Consider the following 17,142-nt stretch of genomic DNA (forward strand, 5'->3'; position numbering starts at 1 on the left):
CAACCTGCTGCCGAACGTGCCAACCTCGGGGCCGATCGGTCGACATGCGGCTTTCACCGGCGCCGACCTGGAATCTGATTCACCCGTTCCGGATGAGGTCGGCGCCGACGTTCGCTGGTTGACTGAAACTCGCCGACCGCACGAACGGCGGTCCGAGGCGAGGAGCGTTCGTGAACACGTACCCGCCGATCGACGAGCACGGCATCGTCGGCGATCTGCAGACCGCGGCGCTGGTGTCGTCCGCCGGAACCATCGACTGGTGGTGCGCACCCCGGTTCGATTCGCCGAGTCTGTTCGCCTCGCTGCTCGACAGCGAAAAGGGCGGACATTGTTCACTCGCCGTCGAACCCGCCGGCAGCGCGGCGACTGTGCGGCAGCTGTATCTGCCCGACACCGCGATCCTGTTGACGCGGTTCTCCGGGCCCGACGGAGTGGGCGAGGTCGCCGACTTCATGGAACCGATCCTCGGCACCGAACCCGCCACCCGGCACAGGTTGGTGCGAGTCGCGCGAGTGGTGCGCGGAACGTTGACGTTCGCCCTCGAGTGCCGCCCCCGGTTCGACTACGCGCGCGCCACCCACACCCTCGACCGAGTCGACGAACGAACCGTCGTCTTCCGTTCCGCCGACGCCGATCTCCACCTGCAGGCCACCGACCCGATCGCGCTGCACCCCGACGGCGACGACATCACCGCGCGATTCACCCTGTCCGCCGGTGAGCGAGCCGCGGTCGTGCTCACCACCGCCCCCGCCGGGGCGGATGTCTCGTCGGCACCGATGTGGGCAGCGATCGCCCACGAGTTCGACCAGTGCCGTCGCTTCTGGCAGACGTGGTTGCGCTCGTCCACCTATCGCGGGCGCTGGCGCGACATGGTCAACCGTTCCGCGATCACCCTCAAACTGCTCACCTACGCCCCGACCGGCGCGCCGATCGCCGCGGCCACCATGGGGTTGCCCGAACAGATCGGCGGCGAACGCAATTGGGACTATCGCTACACGTGGATTCGGGACGCTTCGTTGTCGGTGCGAGCACTGGTCGACCTCGGTTTCACCGAGGAGGCCTACGCTTTCCGTCGCTGGCTGCGCGAACGGGTCGAAGCGGGCGGCACCGCCTCGGGCGAACCGTTGCAGATCATGTACCGCGTCGACGGTGACCCTCACCTGGACGAAATAATCCTGCCGCATCTGGAGGGGTACCAGGGTTCGGCGCCGGTGCGGGTCGGCAACGGTGCGGTCGACCAGATCCAGCTCGACATCTACGGCGAGGCAGCCGACGCGCTGGCGCAGTCGACCGACATGGCCGCCATCGCCGGCTGGCGGACGTTCACCGGCCTCATCGACTGGCTCGCCGACCACTGGGACCGCCCCGACGAGGGCATCTGGGAAACCCGCGGCGGCCGCCAGGAATTCACCTTCAGCCGACTGATGACCTGGGTGGCCTTCGAGCGCAGCATCCGCATGGCGACCGAGCACGCCAGGCCCGCCGACGTGGTGCGCTGGACCGCCGAGCGCGACGCGGTCTTCCGGCAGATCATCGAACGTGGCTGGAGCGAGAAACGCCGAGCCTTCGTCCAGCACTACGCCACCGAGGTACTGGACGCTTCACTGCTGCTCATGCCCCGGATGCGATTCCTGTCCCCCACCGACCCGATGTGGCTGAGCACGCTCGACGCGATGGATCAGGAGTTGGTCAGCGACAGCTTGGTCTACCGATACGACCCGGAGGCTGCGCCCGACGGCCTGCAGGGCACCGAAGGCACTTTCAACCTGTGCAGCTTCCTCTATGTCGAAGCCCTGGCCCGGACCGGTCGCGTGCAACAGGCCCGATACGCCTTCGACAAGATGCTCACCTACGCCAATCACGTCGGTCTGTTCGCCGAGGAGATCGGCCCGTCGGGCGAGCAGCTGGGCAACTTCCCCCAGGCTTTCACCCATCTGGCCCTGATCGCCGCCGCCCTCGCCCTCGACGAAGAACTCGATCGTGCCGAGGCCGAGCCACCCTCGACAACGCACTGACCCGGTGCACGCGCTGCCTTTTTGCACAGCATGCCATTCTGATCGACAACTTCTGGTGTCACCGAATCCGACCGCCGCGGCCCGATTCAGGCGCCATGCCGACCGGTCAGGGCACCGCGGACCCGGCGAGCGTGCCAGACTAGCGACGTGAGCGGGCCGGTGAAGGAATCCAGTGGGGCGCAGCCGAACGGAAAGCCGTCGCGTGATCGCGGGGACGTGATCGGCGGCGGGGTCCTGTGGCTGGCGAAATGGTCGCTGTGCATCGTGGCGATCGCGGCGGGAGCGTGGGTACTCGGCACGATCACCGCCCGGCTGTGGGTGGTGCTCCTGCCTGTCGCGCTGGCGATCGTGGTGACCACCATCCTGTGGCCGCCGACCCGCTGGCTGACCCAGCAGAAGCTGCGGCCCGCGTTGGCCGCTTCGATCACCCTGCTGACATTCGTCGCATTGTTGGCCGGGGTCGTCGCGCTGATCGTGCCATCGGTGGGCGATCAAGCGCCTCAGCTCGCCGACAAGGCCACCGACGGGGTCAACCAAGTACGCGACTGGATCCAGGGACCACCGTTCCGCGTCCGCGACGAGCAACTCGATTCCGCGGTCGACGCGATCGTCGGACGGCTCCAATCCAGTGGTGCGCAGATCGCCAACGGTGTGTTCACCGGCGTGTCCACCGCCACCTCGGTCCTGATCACCGTGTTCTTGGTCTTGGTGCTGGTGTTCTTCTTCCTCAAGGACGGCCCCCGTTTTCTCCCTTGGATGCACGGGGTGCTCGGCAACCGCAGCGGCCGCCACGTCGAAGCCGTCCTGGCACGGGTCTGGGCGACCCTGGGTGGGTTCATCCGCACCCAGGCGATCGTCAGCATGGTCGACGCCGTTCTGATCGGCGCGGCACTGTTCATCCTCGACGTTCCCTTGGCGCTGGTGCTGTCGGTGATCACCTTCATGGGTGGATTCATCCCGATGGTCGGCGCTTTCGTCGCCGGCGCACTGGCTGTCCTCGTCGCGCTGGTGGGCAACGGGCCGACCACGGCGTTGATCGTGCTCGGCATCGTCATCGCGGTGCAGCAGCTGGAAGGCAATGTGCTGCAACCGGTCCTGCAGAGCCGCAGCATGGAGCTGCACGCCGTCATCGTGCTGCTCTCCGTCACCGCGGGCGGCTCGCTCTACGGCATCACCGGCGCCTTCCTCGCGGTACCGGTGGTCGCGATGATCGCGGTGGTCATCCGCTATATCGGCGAGCAGATCGACCTGGCCACCGGACGACAACCAGAGGCCGACGATCCCGATACCGGCGAGGTGGTGACAGCGCCGTCGCCCGATTCCGGCGCAGCACCCGACCCCGGCGCCTAGGTCGGCCTGTCAGCGGAGTTCCTGGACCAACCCGATGATGATGCCCTCGGGGCCGCGAACGTAGCTGTACCGGTAGATGTCTTCGTATCGGGCTACCGCGCCTACGAGTTCGGCGCCGTGCGCACGCAGGCGGTCGAGAACGTCGTCGACATCGTCGACGACGAAGGTCAGGCGAGGGATCCCCGGGGTGTTCACCGAGGCTTTCGGCGCAGCGCTGGTGGTCGTCGGCGAGAGGAACGCGGAGAGCTCGACCCGGCTGCGACCGTCCGGCGTCCGTACGACGGCGATGTCGGCCCGGACGCCGTCGAGTCCGAGCAGATCGTCGGCCCACTGACCACCGACTGTCGCCTCACCCTCCAATTCCAGGCCCAATTCGACGAAGAACGCGACAGCAGCCGCGAGATCCTCGACCACGATGCCGACGTGATCCATCCGGTGAATCGTCATGTTGTTCTCCTCAGGTTTCGCTTCGGCCCGTTCCGGCCGGTTCGACAGGTTCGAGCGTGCTGCTGGATCAGCTGCTCGCACCACTGGGACGGATCCACTCGAGAGTTCTCGACATCCGCGGCGCAGAAAGTCCAGCCACTCGGAACGCTGGTGCTCACACGGGAGGCGATGCGAGGTTCACCTCTGACGGCGGAGCATGTCAGTCGGTCGGCTTCACGCCCGCGACCTGCAGAACCCCCGAGTTGTCGGTGAGCAGCAGCAGTCGGGCGATGAGATCGGTGAGGTGTTCTCGGGTGGCGGCGAATTCCCCGCGCATCCACGCGGCGACCAGCTCGAGAGTCCCGCTGACTACCGCGTAGGCGGCCATGTCGGAGTCGAGGGGATCGACGACGGATTCGGCGACGAGTTCGCGGCCGACCGCCGACATCGCCCGGGCGATCGCGTGCTGAGTGGTGAGCCGCGCCGCTTGCAACGCCTCGGTGCTGTGCGCGTCGAGCAGCAGGGCCTGTCGTCGGGGGTCGGCAAGCAGGAACCCGATCGCCGCGTCGGCGGCGGCGTAGACCTGGCTGTGGAGATCATGGTCGGCCTCGTGGGCCGCGGTCACCACCGCGACGATGCCGAGTTCGGTGTGCTCTTCGACGAGCGCGGTGAGCAATGCGTCGCGGTCGGTGAAGTGGTCGTAGAAGTAGCGGTCGTTGAGCCTGGCTCTGGCGCACACCGCTCGCTTGGTGACAGCGGGCGCGCCGCCTTCGGCGAGCAGGTCGAGCGCGGCGTCGACCAGCGCGTCACGGCGGCGGGACCGGCGCTCGTCGGCTGCTACCCCGCCGTAGGCGCGCGGCGCCGCCGCGACATCAGCGTGCTCACGCATGCGCTCGATCGCCTCCGTTCCGATGCCCGCCAACCGCAGCCGCGGTTGTGGAGCTGTAGTGCACCAGACTAGTGGATAAGGACTCTTGACCGTCCGACAATTCTGGTGCACTCTGACACCACACGCATTGTGGTGCCATGCAGCACCACAACGAGTGTTGGCGGGCTCGACACGACACAGCCCCCAACGGCGGAACAAAGGAGTTCACCGATGACCTGTCCCGTGCCACACCAGGAACTGCGTGCCGACAATGGCGCAGCCTCGGCGCTCGAATCGAACGCTGCCGTCGAACGATTCGAGCGCGTCGGCGGCTCGGTCCTGTTCAGCCTGTTCGGCGTCGGACTCTTCGATCAGCCGATGCTGCCACCGGTCTCGGCGGCACTCGAGGCGACCGGGCGTTCCCGATATGAGCCATGGGGACGCGCGATCCGCACCGCCGCGGCCGACCAGTTGATCTACCACGGCGAGGACATCGATCGCGACGCCGAGTCCCGCCGGCTGATGCTGCTGCACCGCGACGTCAAGGGCGTCGGCCCCGATGGTGAGCGCTATTCCGCGCTCAACCCGCACGCGTGGAACTGGATCCTCTACTCCACCTTCTTCGTCCAGCGCAGCGCCTACGTGGTGCTCACCGGCGACACCCCGTCGGCGGCGGACAACCAGGCGATCTGGGAGCAGTACCTCCACAAGACGAGCGGGCTGCACCTGCCGGGCAATTCGGCGCCCATCGCCGACTACACCGAGCTGGTCGCCCACTACGACCGGATGGTCGCCGAGCTGCGCGCGACCCCGGCACTCGAGGCCGCCACCAGCGAGGTGCGGCGCTCGGTGCGACCGTATTTCCTCCCCGCCGTCACCGAACCGCTATGGCGGCTGAGCGCGCCCCTCCTCGGCCATCTCGCGATGATCCTCGGCTGCGGCATCATGCATCCCGAGGTCCGCGCGAAGATGCCGATCACGTGGACCAGCCGACAGGATCGGGAATTCCGGCTCCTCAGCGCGATACTGCGGATCGCCTTCGCCCGGTTGCCCGCGGCAGTCACCGACTCCCCCATGGCACGCAATCGCCGCAAGTATCAGCAACTGGTCGGCAAATACCGCGAGGTCGGCTTGACCTCGTTCGCGCCCGATCCCGCCATCCGCTCGATACGGCGCTGACGAGGGTCTCGATGCCCTGCTGTCTGCTGACGGGTTATCTCGTCGCAGGAATCCGACGCCGGGGACCGGCTCGACGAACGACGGAGTCCACGCGATCAGCGCGAGCTACGGCGCGTCACCGTAGATGACGAGCCAGATCGCGCGTCCGAGCGAATCAGCCAATTCCTCCTCGCCGATACCGGTTTCGACGGCGAAAGCGACCGAGATCGTGCGTTCGACCATCGACGTGAGAACCAGCGCGGTGGCCCGCGGGTCGAGCCGCGGCGCGATGTGGCCTTCGCGCTGTTCGGCCTCCAGCCGCGCACGGACCAGTTCGGCGAACGTCGCCACCCTCGAACGCCAGTAGGCACCGACTTCCCGGTCGTAGGAACCGACTTCGGTGAGGGCGAGCAACAGATAGCGATGATCACGGAAACCGCCGATCATCGCGCGCATGGCACCGACGACCCCGGCCTGCTGATCGGTGTGCTCGGCACTCCACCACATCTCCGCCGCCGCGAACAGATCGGTGGTCGCCAACTCGGCCATCCGGATCAGCAGCCTGCTCTTGTCCGGAAAGTAGCGATAGAAGGTGGACCTGGCCGACCCCGAGGCCGTGGCGATCTTCTGCACGGCGATCTCGGTGAACGGCGTTCCGTCGGCGAGCAGGTCTTCGACCGCGGCCAGGACGCGGCGCTCGAATTCGGCCCGCCGATCGTCGGCGGGTTTGCGCGCCGATCGCGGGACACGGGTCAGCGAGGGCATCGGCGATCTGTCGCCGAGGCAGCAACTGGTGCGCTGGCATTGACCATGTGCCCATTGTGCCCGTAGTGCGGCACGCCGCCGCGTCGGCGTGGTCCAGGCCACGCCAATCCCCCTGTCCAGGTTCGCTGTTGACACCTGTACGCGGCCCACCTCATCATCAATCGGACATACTGTCCGAGACTTAGTGACCGAGGTGGTTCCCATGGTCGATTCCGCTGCCACCACGGTCGAACGGGCCGACGTCGCCGTGGTCGGCGCGCGCTGCGCGGGATCGGCCACCGCGGCGACCCTGGCGAGGGCGGGGCGCAACGTCGTCGTGCTCGACGCCGCCACCTTGCCCTCGGACACGCTGTCCACCCATCTGCTCTGGCCCGGCGGACTGGCCGAACTTCAGCGCCTCGACGCGTTGGCGGCCGTCGAAGCGCTCGGTGCGCCGCGACTGACGAGGGCCTACGCACAGGGCGCCGGCTACGGCATCGGCTCCCCCTTTCCCCCGGTCGACGGCATCGACTACGCGATGTGCGTGCGTCGCACCGGGCTCGACGCCGCACTGTTGGCCACCGCGGTAGCCGCCGGCGCCGAGGTGCGGGCGCGCTGTCGGGTCACCGCAGTGCTGTGGGACGAAAACCGTTGCGCCGGTGTGCGTTATCTCGACGCCGCGGGCCGGATCGTGGAGATCCGCGCCGCGTTGGTCGTCGGCGCTGACGGACGGCGCAGTACCATCGCCCGCGCGGTGGGCGCCGAGCAACCGTTTCTCACCGTGCCGAGCGGGCGCGACTGCTACTTCGCCTACTGGCGAGACACCGTCGACACCCACCGCCACATCGCCGCCCAGTGGCGGGTAGGCGCCGATCTCGGCACAGCCTTCCCGTGCGATGACGGCCTGGTGCTCAGCCTGGTGCAGCCGCCTTCGGTCAGTGAACCCGGACGCGGCCCCGGCGAGGCCGAACGCCGCTACACCGAGGCCCTCGCCCGGATTCCGGACCTGACCGACCGGCTGAGCAGCTGTGAGCGGGTGGGCCGGGTCCGTTCGGCCACCGGCATCTCCTCGTACTTCCGGCGCTCCGCGGGCCCCGGATGGGCGCTACCCGGCGACGCCGGGCATTTCAAGGATCCGGTCACCGCGCAGGGCATCCGCGACGCCCTGCACTACGGACGCACACTCGCCGAATCGGTCGCCGACGTTGTCGATGATCCGCGCGCACTCGATGCGGCACTGGCGCAGTGGGAGCGCCGTCGCGTCATCGAGTGCCGCGAGATCTTCCACTGGACCAATCGGCTGGCACGCGGTGAGACCATGCGGCCCTTGGAGATCGAGCTCTACCGCACCGCCGCCGACGATCCGGAACTGGCGCGGATCACCGCGGGCATCTTCTCCCGCACCCACCGGCCCGCCGAGCTGTACACCCCGTCCCGCGCGCTGGGTCTCGTGGTCCGCGCACTGCGCCATCAACGCGCGCATCTGCCCGCCCTCCTCACCGACGTGGCGCGCGAGATCCGTGACTCGACCAGCGAATGGCGCACCACGCGAACAACGTTGCGTGGCACCACACCACACGACGCGGCACCGTCCGCGCCGCGCTCCACCCTCACCACCGCAGGTCCAGGAGAACACCATGCCTGATCAGCCGACACCGTTGTCAGCACCGATCACCCGGCGCACCGCGTTACGTGCCGGACTCGTCGCCGGAGCCGCACTAGCCGTCGCCGCTCCGAGCGTTGCCGCCGCTCCGAGCGTGCGGCGCTCACCACTATTGCTATCCGGCGGTAAGGCGGTGGCGATATTCGGTGGCGGCATGGCCGGTCTGAGCGCGGCGCACGAACTGGTCGAGCGCGGATACGACGTCACCGTCTACGAACCCGCGTTCCTCGGCGGCAAGGCGCGCAGCATGAGTGTGCCGGGGACGGCGTCGCCCGGTCGCCAGGAACTGCCGGGTGAGCACGGATTCCGCTTCTTCCCCGGCTGCTATCAACACGTACCCGACACGATGAGCCGAATCCCGTTCCCCGGCAATCCGAACGGCGTGCGCGACAACCTGGTGCGGGTCGAGGGTACGGTCGCCGGATTCCAGGACCTCCCGCCGATCTTCGCGCCGGTCGAGCTCGGTGGACTGAGCCAGATCACGCCAGAGCTGGTGCAGAACAGCATCATCGGCGCGCTCGGCTTCATCCCCGACCTGCCGCCGCACGAGTTGGCGTTCTTCGCCAAACAGATGCTCGTGTGGTTCACCTCCAGCACCGAACGCCGCTTCGGCCAGTGGGAATACGTGACCTGGGAACAGATCATGCAGGCCGAGGGGAAGTCGCCCGCGTACCGGAAGTATCTGGTGAACGCGCTCACCCGGATCACCGTCGCCGCGAAACCACAGACCAGCTCGGCCCGCACCATCGGCACGATCGGCGAAGCACTCGTCCTCGCCGCGTCCGGCACGATCCCGCAGTTCTCCGGTGGCGTCGACCGTATCCTCAACCGCCCGACCAATATCGCGTGGATCGATCCGTGGGTCGGGTACCTACGATCGCTGGGTGTCCGCTTCGTCATGGGACAGGGGCTCGCCGCGTTGCAGATGGCCGGAGGTCGCATCGCCTCGGCGACGGTGCGCGGAACGAGTGGAACCACGACGGTGACAGCCGACCACTATCTGTGCGCGATGCCGGTCGACCGCGCTGTCGATCTCCTCGACGACGACATCATCGACGCCGATCCGCGCCTGGGCGGCCTGCGCGATCTGGTCACCGACTGGATGGTCGGCATCCAGTTCTACCTGCGCCGCACGACCGACATTCCCGAAGGACACATCGCCGCACTCGGCTCCCCCTGGGCGCTCACCGCCCTGCGCCAAGCCCCCATGTGGGTGGGCGATTTCCCCGCCACCTACGGCGACGGCTCGGTGCTGGAATGCCTCTCGGTCGACATCTCCGACTGGGACACCCCCGGAATCCACTTCGGCCGCACCGCCAAGGAGTGCAGCGCATCCGAAATCGCCACCGAGACCTGGGCCCAGCTCAAAACCTGGCTCAACACCGGCACCGACTGGCTCCGCGACGAGGACATCCATTCCTGGCACCTCGACCCCGGCATCACCTGGTCCGGCGGCGCCATCCATAACCAGACCCCGCTGCTGGTCAACACGGTCGGCTCCTACGACCATCGCCCCGACGCGCACTGCGCCATACCGAATCTCTACTTCGGCGGCGACCACGTCCGCAACCACATCGACCTGGCCACCATGGAAGGTGCCAACGAATCCGGCCGCGCCGCCGCCAACGCCATCCTCGATTCCGCCGACGACCCGAGCCCCCGCGCCCAGATCTTCCCGCTGGTCTCGCTCCCGGCGTTCGCTGCGGCCAAAGCCATCGACGCGGATCGCTTCCGCGCCGGCCTACCGCACCTGCTCGACGGCTGAACCCCTCCGATCACCGGCCCCAGCAGGTTTTCGGAAGCGCCGACGTTGCACTCGGTGTGAGGATCGCCAGACGACGATCCGAGGAGAAACTATGCGACGACATGCTGGGTCGGCCTTGTTGGCGGCCGCGGGGTTGCTCAATACCGCACCTGTCCTCGGTGCGCTGGCACCGCGGAAAATGTACGCGGCCTACGACATCACTCCGGCAGGGCCCGATCTCGAGGTGGTGCTGCGACATCGGGCCGTACTGTTCGCCGTCGTCGGTGTCGGTCTGGTGGTGGCGGTCTTTCGGCCCGCGCTGCGACCGATCGCGATAGGCGCCAACGCGATCAGCTTCGGCAGCTTTCTCGCCCTGGTCATCGCTGACGGTTCGGTCGGCCCGGGGCTGATGCGTGTGGCAGCTGTCGACATCGCGGGCCTGGTAGTGCTCGGAGCCGGCGCCGCGCTGGTCCGGGACGAGCACGCTGTCGAGCAGGGGCGCTCGGTGGTGGAAACTCGATGAGAACCGCTGTGCTCTGCCTTGTCGGTGTGCTGTTCGTGGGGATGGGACTGTACGCGCTGGCCGCCCCTGCCGCGCTGGTGCGGCCGTTCGGATTATCGGTGCCCACAGCGGCAGGCCGGTCAGAGATTCGCGCCGTGTACGGCGGTTTCGGCTTAGCTGTGGCAGGGGTGTTGTTCTGGTCGGCGTTCGGTGCCGACGACCTGCGCACCGGGGCAGCGTTGACAGTGGGGTTCGCGTTGGCCGGGATGGCGGGTGGCCGCGTCATCTCGAGGCTGGTCGACAGCGGGGTCCGCTTCTATCCGATCTGGTTCTACTGCGTGGTCGAGCTCGTGGGCGCCGTGCTGGTGCTCGGTGTCGCCTGAGATGCCCGTGCACGGCAGGTCTACTGCGATGATCACGCCTATGGCAGTCGAACCGGGCGAGCGCACCCTGTGGCTCTGGCAGGGGCACGCGGCGTTCCTGGGCCCGTCGTTCCACCTGGACACACATTCGACACCGGTTCAGTGCTTCGTTCTCGGCGTCGACGAGATGCTCACCGTTCGCACATCCGACGGTGAGCGGCGGCGGCGCAGCGTATTGATCCCGGCGCGCACGGCCCACAAACTCGAATCCGACGGACGCGTCCTGTTCTACTATCTCGATCCCCGCTCAGCCGCGGCTGCCCGCCTGCGAGCCGCGATGAGCGAACCGCCGACGCCTGTGGCGGCGGGACACCGCGACGAGGCGACCTTGACCGCCTACCTGAATCGTCCCGACCCACCAGACCCTCGAGAGCTGCGCCGGATCATCGCGGGCCCCGAGGCACCGGCGACGATCGACGAACGGATCCGAGCGGTGATGAACATGATCGTCGACGATCCCGCCGGGCAGGCGGGCGCCGCCGAGTTGGCCGCCGACCTCGGGATCTCCACTTCCCGTTTCCTGCACCTGTTCTCGGCCGACGCCGGGACCAGTTTCCGGCGCTATCGTCTGTGGGCACGGCTGTTGTCGGTCGCAGGTGCCGTCGCCGAGGGTGTCGACCTGACCCGCGCCGCGGCCGACGCGGGGTTCGCTTCGGCCAGCCATTTCAGCGACACCTTCCGAACACTGTTCGGGCTCACCGCGACCTCGGTACTCACCCAGGGCGTGCGCATCGTCCTCGTCCCCGACACAGCGCAGATCCCATAACGGGACAGCTGCCGGGCGAATACCGATCGTGCTCAGAGCCGGGCGATCACCAAGGCGACACAGCCGATCAGCGGAGGAAGCAACTGGATCAGTGCCGGACGCGCCCTACCTGGTGACGACGCCAGCAGCACCGCACCCGCCGCCACCATCGACCCGGCCCCGGCCAGCACCAGCGCCAGCCCGATTCCCTTGTCGCCGAACGCGGTGAACCCCATCCCGATCGCCGCGACAACGGCCAGGAAAAGATTGTAGAACCCCTGATTGAAGGCCATTTCCTTGGTGGCCTCCGCCTCCGCGGCCGACATCCCGAACGTCGCTCGCGTCCGCGGAGCCGTCCATTGCAGTGACTCCATCACGAAGATGTAGCCGTGCAGCAGCACAGCCACTCCGGTGAAGACCAATCCGATCGCGGTCATCGATCCGCCTCCCGCCACCGCCCGGCACCTGCCGAGCTTTCGCGGCGATTATCACCCATCGGGCCCCGCGCTCGGCTCCGACTCGCGGCTCGTCCCGAAACGCTCTGTGGGCCTGGTGTATTCAGTCGCCGCTGTTCTTTCCTTTACCTTTCCCTTTCCCTTTGCCCTCACTCTTACCTTTGCCCTTGCCCTTACCTTCGATCCCTGGATCGTCGGCACTTTCGTCCTTGTCCCCGGCAGGAGCGAACTCGGCGATGTTTTCGTTCCCGGCGACCTCACTGTGTTGGTGCCGCAGGATCGGTGCCGATGGTTGAGCGGTGACGGTGCCCGCGGCCAGGAAAGCAGTGAGGATGCCGGCGGCGACGGCGAACTCGAGATTCGACAACGTGTGAGCCCCTTCTCGTGGTGGAAGTGCTACGGCTGCTGTGATCAACCTACGAGCCCTGCGGATATGTCGGTGACGCGACGCGCACACAGCCGAGCGCCGTCGTGGCGAAGCGGCCATTTCGCGAGGACACTGTGGACAGACACGCCAACTCGTCCTCAGGAGGACACGCGATGGCAAACACCGGGCCATTCGGCATCGATCCGGAAGATTTCGAACGTGCACTGCGCGGGACGGGCGCCGAGCTCAGCGACCTGTTCGGGAAGGCAGGCGGCTACCTGGATCGGATAGATCAGGCCGGCGTCGGCGCACTGTCATCGCTGCTCGGACAGTTCGTCCAGCCGCAACGCCCACCGTCGACAGCACCCGAGGGCGAAACCACCGGCGAGACCGGCAGCGGAGTGTGGGCGATCTACACCGCCGACGATGCCGGTCAGGCCAGGATCGACCAGGTCTTTCCCAATGAGCTGGAGGCCTTACGCGCCCACCGCGACAACACCGACGACCGCCGTCGGGTGCGCTTTCTCCCCTATGGCGTCCCGGCGAGCGTGCTGGACTCGCTCTGATCGAAGCAGGCGCATCGACGGGGTGACCGATCAGCGCGCCACGGTAGGCGGTCACCGAAGATGACCACGCGTCGTTCCCACGCAGGCAGCACGACGCGGCCCATAGTGGACGAATGGGTAACAAGGCCGCGATCTCCGCCGCGTTCGAACCTCTGCTGCGAGCCACCCTCGGCCCGCGTCCCGCGGTGGGATTCGAATTCTGGGACGGCAGCACGATCCAACCCGACGGTGACAGCCCCGGCACGATGCGCGTGCGATCCGAGGATGCGCTGCGCCACCTCGTCTGGGCACCTGGCGAGCTCGGCGTAGCGCGCGCGTTCGTCTCCGGCACGGTCGACCTCGACGGCGACATCTTCAGAATGCTCAGAGCACTCCAGTCGACCGCGCCGAACGACGCCCGCCTCGGCCTCGGTGCGGCCTGGCAGGCCATCGGCGCGGCACGGCAACTCGGGGTGCTCGGGCGCCGCCCGTCACCACCACCGGAGGAAGCGCGACCAGCGCGCGGAGCCTTGCACACCAAACGTCGCGACGCGGCGGCGATCAGTCATCACTACGACGTCAGCAACGATTTCTACCGGCTGGTGCTCGGATCGAGCATGACCTACTCCTGCGCGCGGTTCGTGCCCGACGACGACGGCTCACTGGAGCACGCCCAGCGCGCCAAGCACGACCTGATCTGCCGCAAACTGGGGTTGGCCGAGCGGTCGGGGATGCGCCTGCTCGACGTGGGCTGCGGCTGGGGGTCCATGGCGATGCACGCGGCGTCGACCTATGGCGCGCAGGTCGTCGGCGTCACCATCAGCAGTGCCCAGGTGGAACTGGCCCGCAAACGAGTGGCCGAGGCGGGGCTCGCGGACAGTGTCGAGATCAGGCTCACCGATTATCGGGACCTGCGCGGCGAAGAGTTCGACGCCATCTCCTCCATCGGAATGTTCGAACATGTCGGCTCCAAGCGTGCCGCGGAGTACTTCGACACCCTGCGCGCGCTGCTGCGCCCGCACGGACGGCTGCTCAACCACGCCATCTCCTCGCCGGGCGGCTCCGTCATCAGCAATCGTTCCTTCATCGGGCGCTATGTCTTCCCGGACGGCGAACTCGTCGATGTGGGCGAAGTCGTCCTGGCTATGGAACGCGCCGGCTTCGAGGTGCGTGACGTCGAGGCCCTGCGCGAGCACTACGCGCTGACCCTTCGCCAGTGGGTCGCGAATCTGGAAAACGCGTGGGAACAAGCGGTTTCACTCGTCGGTGAAGGGCGGGCACGCATTTGGCGGCTCTATATGGCCGCCTCCGCCTTGGGCTTCGAGGACGGCGGACTCGGGATCCACCAGGTACTCGGCGTGGTGCCGGAAGCAACGGGAAACGCCGAGATGCCCGCAACACGGCATACTTGGGGATAGACCTCCGCGCGTCTCCTCGCTATCGCTCGACAGCTGGTCCAGGACTCAGGGTTTGCGGCCGATACCTGCCCAGTACCAAGCACTTTCGGCCTCGGCGACGGCGACGGGGCGGTCGACGAGTTCGGGTCGCCACGCGGCGACGGGGGCCAGACCCGGTTCGATGAGGGTGGTTCCGGTGAACAGTTCGCCGGTTTCGGAGTTGCTCCGCGGGTTGAAGGAGATCCCCGACGCTTCCGCGGCCGCCTTGACTCCGGCCATCGCCTCGGGTGCGAAATCCGCGGTGGGGTGCGTGATCACGACATAACTGCCGGAGGGGACGGCATCGAGCAGCGTGGCGATGATGTCCTGGGGGCGGTCGCTGTCGGCGAAGTACATCATGATCGCGACGAGCATGATGGCGACCGGTTCGTTCAGGTCGAGGGTGTCGGCGATATCGGGGTGGTCGAGAATGGACTGCGGGTCGTGCAGGTCCGCGTGAATGAATCGGGTGCGACCTTGCGGAGTGCTGTCCATCAACGCCCGGGCGTGGGCGAGCACGATCGGATCTTTGTCCACGTAGACGACCCGCGCGTTGGGATCGAGCTGCTGGGCGACCTCGTGCGTGTTTCCGGCCGTGGGTATTCCGGTGCCGATATCGAGGAACTGGGTGATCCCGGCGTCGGCGACCAGATGCCGGACCGCACGACCGAGGAAGGCGCGGTTGGCGCGCGCCATCGTCTTGATGGCAGGGACGTGCTCACCGATGGCGTCGCCGAGCGCCCGGTCCGCCGGGTAGTTGTCCTTGCCCCCGAGCCAGTAGTCGTAGACGCGGGCTTCGTGGGCGATGGTGGTGTCGACGTCGGTGGACAGTGGGGCACCGAAAGCGTTGTCTGACATCAGATCTCTGTTCTTGTCGGGTTCGCTAGAAGGAGGGGTCGACAGTAGCGGGACTCGTTCGCAGCGTGTCCAACAGCTCAGCGGTCCGCCCGGGCGGAAGAGCACAGACACAGAGGCGATCCCAGACCGCGTTGAATCGGTCCAGCTCGCCGGGCTTCTCGAGGAATTGGGGGCCGGACAGGTGCAGAAAGTGCGCGATATCGCTCAACTCGGGCGCCGCGAACCGCAACATGGTGAAGGGGGTCGCGCTGATGGCTGGGCCGCCGATGTGATCGGGCAGCACCTGCACGGTGATATTGGGGCGCTCCGCCAACTCGGCGAGATGTTCGAGCTGCGCCTGCCAGATCGCGGCTCCGCCGATCGGTCGACGAAGGGCGGCTTCCTCGATGACGAACCACGCCCGTGGCGGGTCCGCGCGGGTGAGCAGTCGTTGCCGTCGGGCCAGCACTTCGATGCGGTGCTGGATCTGTGCGGCCGGTTGCTGGTCGGCGATCGCGAAGATCGTGTGCGCGTAGGAGGGCGTCCACACCAATTCGGGCATCAAGTTCGGTGCGTAGCAACGGATCAGCGCCGCGGCGTCCTCGAGTGCCAGGTAGGTGTCCAGTCGCGCGACCGTCAGATCCGGGCCGGCCTGCCAACGTCCGGTCCCGTTGGCCCGCTGCACCAGGAGCCGGTATTCGTCCCGCAGATCGGCATCACGCACCCCGTACGCGGTCAGCAGATCGTCGACGTCGGCCACCCGGAAGCTGACCCGACCGGCCTCGAGGCGACTGATCTTGGAATGTGAGGCACGAATCATCCGGCCTGCCGCGTCCCCGCTGATACCCGCCGCCTCACGCAACCGCCGCAGACGCACACCGAGTACCCGACGCAGCAGAGCAGGGTCTTCATCCGGATCCGGCCCGGTGCAGGCACCGACGACGGCGGTCACATCCTCACTCACGGCCACTCCTGTCAGCATCGAACTTCGCGAAGCTGAGTGTGCCACAACCTGTTACATGGCACAGTCCGATGCCTTGCACGTGCAGATGCACGTGCAACACGTTAGGCTCCGGAAGGGAATCGGTACGGATTCCCGATTGGGGGTTGCAATGAGAATGAGTGACACAGCCGCAAGATTCGCCTCCGCTCCGTGCGGCAGAGTCGGTATCGCCGACGTCGTGCGGTCCTATGGCATCGACCGGGTACACAACCGGATCGAGCAACTGCGCGGCACCGGGATGCATCACGCGGCGGCAGCGATCGAGCGCGAGCTGAAGGAGCTCGGCTGATCATCGATCGGCCCCGCTCCTACTGCGTGATCCGACAGGCGTCATCGAGCGGTCTGGTGATCGCCCACAACTGGTGAAACTGGCAGGTCGCGATCTTCCAGTGCCCGTCCTGCACCCGGTACTCGTCGGCATATTCGCCGGTGGCAACGGTTTCGGTGCGCTCGACCAGGTTGACCTGACGAAAGCGCAGCGTCCACCGGCCGCTCGCAGTGCCGTCCTCCCCCACCGTGATGTCGGGGTGCACACCGTGGTGCATATCGAGGATCGTGTGCTTGCCGTCCACCTGCCGCAACGCGATCGAAGCGAAGACCGCGGCCATGCCATCGGCATCCATGACTCCGAGGTGGCCGTAGTCCAGCACCGAGCCGACCGCGACGAAGCAGTCGCGGAACCCGACGGGATCCTTGGCGTCGCAGGCCCGGAAGTAGCGGTGCTTGAGCGCGATGATCGACTCTGTCGCCGCCAACCGCGAGAGCTGCCGAGCAATGTCGTCGGGGCGCAGGGCTGTGGACATGGAGCTCCCTTGTTCGATCGCTACGTCACTACGCGGGAGAGTCACGGACGCACCACCGC

General features: G+C 67.3%; 19 protein-coding genes. 11 read left to right on the top strand and 8 right to left on the bottom strand.

The genetic code is table 11. The annotated features are described in order from the left end of the window. Nucleotides 1-170: 170 nt before the first annotated feature. Together OHS03_RS11925 and OHS03_RS11930 are read left to right on the top strand one after the other, a co-directional pair. The gene (locus OHS03_RS11925; protein ID WP_328662792.1) at nucleotides 171-2,015 is read left to right on the top strand and encodes a glycoside hydrolase family 15 protein; all 1,845 of its coding nucleotides are present in this window, start codon (nucleotides 171-173) and stop codon (nucleotides 2,013-2,015) included. 147 nt (nucleotides 2,016-2,162) lie between these two features. After that, complete coding sequence (locus tag OHS03_RS11930) at nucleotides 2,163-3,365, top strand: AI-2E family transporter (RefSeq protein ID WP_328662793.1); 1,203 nt, start codon at nucleotides 2,163-2,165, stop codon at nucleotides 3,363-3,365. A gap of 9 nt (nucleotides 3,366-3,374) precedes the next feature. Here the strand turns inward: OHS03_RS11930 and OHS03_RS11935 are convergent, their stop codons facing one another. Both OHS03_RS11935 and OHS03_RS11940 read right to left on the bottom strand, forming a co-directional pair. Further along, complete coding sequence (locus tag OHS03_RS11935) at nucleotides 3,375-3,812, bottom strand: VOC family protein (protein ID WP_328662794.1); 438 nt, start codon at nucleotides 3,810-3,812, stop codon at nucleotides 3,375-3,377. A 199-nt stretch (nucleotides 3,813-4,011) separates the two neighbouring features. Beyond that, entirely contained in the window at nucleotides 4,012-4,680 is a 669-nt protein-coding gene (locus OHS03_RS11940; RefSeq protein ID WP_328662795.1) for a TetR/AcrR family transcriptional regulator, read from the bottom strand. Between the two features lie 210 nt (nucleotides 4,681-4,890). Between OHS03_RS11940 and OHS03_RS11945 the strand changes: the two genes are divergently transcribed. Further along, nucleotides 4,891-5,838, top strand: coding sequence for an oxygenase MpaB family protein (locus OHS03_RS11945; protein ID WP_328662796.1), 948 nt, complete (start codon nucleotides 4,891-4,893; stop codon nucleotides 5,836-5,838). A 105-nt stretch (nucleotides 5,839-5,943) separates the two neighbouring features. Here OHS03_RS11945 and OHS03_RS11950 read toward each other — a convergent pair whose 3' ends face one another. After that, entirely contained in the window at nucleotides 5,944-6,582 is a 639-nt protein-coding gene (locus OHS03_RS11950; RefSeq protein ID WP_328662797.1) for a TetR/AcrR family transcriptional regulator, read from the bottom strand. A 202-nt stretch (nucleotides 6,583-6,784) separates the two neighbouring features. Here OHS03_RS11950 and OHS03_RS11955 point away from each other — a divergent pair, with 202 nt between their 5' ends. The 5 genes from OHS03_RS11955 (at nucleotide 6,785) to OHS03_RS11975 (ending at nucleotide 11,658) form a co-directional block, all read left to right on the top strand. Then, the gene (locus tag OHS03_RS11955; RefSeq protein ID WP_328662798.1) at nucleotides 6,785-8,206 is read left to right on the top strand and encodes an NAD(P)/FAD-dependent oxidoreductase; all 1,422 of its coding nucleotides are present in this window, start codon (nucleotides 6,785-6,787) and stop codon (nucleotides 8,204-8,206) included. Then, a complete protein-coding gene (locus OHS03_RS11960) occupies nucleotides 8,199-9,989 on the top strand; it encodes a hydroxysqualene dehydroxylase (RefSeq protein WP_328662799.1) in 1,791 nt (596 codons plus the stop codon). Before OHS03_RS11955 ends, OHS03_RS11960 begins: the two co-directional genes overlap by 8 nt. 91 nt (nucleotides 9,990-10,080) lie before the next feature. Then, nucleotides 10,081-10,491: a hypothetical protein gene (locus OHS03_RS11965; protein WP_328662800.1), complete on the top strand. Its 411-nt coding sequence runs from the start codon at nucleotides 10,081-10,083 to the stop codon at nucleotides 10,489-10,491. Next, nucleotides 10,488-10,853: a DUF4345 family protein gene (locus OHS03_RS11970; protein WP_328662801.1), complete on the top strand. Its 366-nt coding sequence runs from the start codon at nucleotides 10,488-10,490 to the stop codon at nucleotides 10,851-10,853. The genes OHS03_RS11965 and OHS03_RS11970 overlap by 4 nt, the downstream gene beginning before the upstream one ends. 40 nt (nucleotides 10,854-10,893) lie before the next feature. Further along, nucleotides 10,894-11,658, top strand: a complete 765-nt coding sequence (locus tag OHS03_RS11975) for a helix-turn-helix domain-containing protein (protein ID WP_328662802.1) — start codon at nucleotides 10,894-10,896, stop codon at nucleotides 11,656-11,658. A 32-nt stretch (nucleotides 11,659-11,690) separates the two neighbouring features. Here OHS03_RS11975 and OHS03_RS11980 read toward each other — a convergent pair whose 3' ends face one another. Together OHS03_RS11980 and OHS03_RS11985 are read right to left on the bottom strand one after the other, a co-directional pair. After that, the gene (locus OHS03_RS11980) at nucleotides 11,691-12,074 is read right to left on the bottom strand and encodes a DUF1304 domain-containing protein (protein WP_328662803.1); all 384 of its coding nucleotides are present in this window, start codon (nucleotides 12,072-12,074) and stop codon (nucleotides 11,691-11,693) included. A gap of 121 nt (nucleotides 12,075-12,195) precedes the next feature. Further along, nucleotides 12,196-12,459 carry a hypothetical protein gene (locus OHS03_RS11985; RefSeq protein WP_328662804.1) on the bottom strand — a complete coding sequence of 88 codons (264 nt, stop codon included), beginning with the start codon at nucleotides 12,457-12,459 and terminating at the stop codon, nucleotides 12,196-12,198. A gap of 173 nt (nucleotides 12,460-12,632) precedes the next feature. Between OHS03_RS11985 and OHS03_RS11990 the strand changes: the two genes are divergently transcribed. After that, nucleotides 12,633-13,025 (top strand): Rv0313 family protein, encoded by a 393-nt coding sequence (locus OHS03_RS11990; RefSeq protein WP_328662805.1) that lies wholly within the window; start codon nucleotides 12,633-12,635, stop codon nucleotides 13,023-13,025. Nucleotides 13,026-13,138: 113 nt separating this feature from the next. Next, nucleotides 13,139-14,422: a class I SAM-dependent methyltransferase gene (locus tag OHS03_RS11995; RefSeq protein WP_328662806.1), complete on the top strand. Its 1,284-nt coding sequence runs from the start codon at nucleotides 13,139-13,141 to the stop codon at nucleotides 14,420-14,422. 45 nt (nucleotides 14,423-14,467) lie between these two features. Here OHS03_RS11995 and OHS03_RS12000 read toward each other — a convergent pair whose 3' ends face one another. Further along, complete coding sequence (locus OHS03_RS12000; protein WP_328662807.1) at nucleotides 14,468-15,298, bottom strand: SAM-dependent methyltransferase; 831 nt, start codon at nucleotides 15,296-15,298, stop codon at nucleotides 14,468-14,470. A 25-nt stretch (nucleotides 15,299-15,323) separates the two neighbouring features. Further along, nucleotides 15,324-16,241 carry a helix-turn-helix domain-containing protein gene (locus OHS03_RS12005; RefSeq protein WP_328662808.1) on the bottom strand — a complete coding sequence of 306 codons (918 nt, stop codon included), beginning with the start codon at nucleotides 16,239-16,241 and terminating at the stop codon, nucleotides 15,324-15,326. A gap of 154 nt (nucleotides 16,242-16,395) precedes the next feature. Between OHS03_RS12005 and OHS03_RS12010 the strand changes: the two genes are divergently transcribed. Continuing rightward, complete coding sequence (locus OHS03_RS12010) at nucleotides 16,396-16,569, top strand: hypothetical protein (protein ID WP_156677544.1); 174 nt, start codon at nucleotides 16,396-16,398, stop codon at nucleotides 16,567-16,569. Between the two features lie 19 nt (nucleotides 16,570-16,588). On the opposite strand, the gene OHS03_RS12015 is transcribed toward OHS03_RS12010, so the two are convergent. Beyond that, on the bottom strand, nucleotides 16,589-17,083 hold the full coding sequence (locus tag OHS03_RS12015) for a nuclear transport factor 2 family protein (RefSeq protein WP_328662809.1): 495 nt from the start codon (nucleotides 17,081-17,083) through the stop codon (nucleotides 16,589-16,591). Between the last annotated feature and the right edge of the window lie 59 nt (nucleotides 17,084-17,142).

This window comes from Nocardia salmonicida, assembly GCF_036142455.1.
Classification (GTDB): domain Bacteria; phylum Actinomycetota; class Actinomycetes; order Mycobacteriales; family Mycobacteriaceae; genus Nocardia; species Nocardia salmonicida.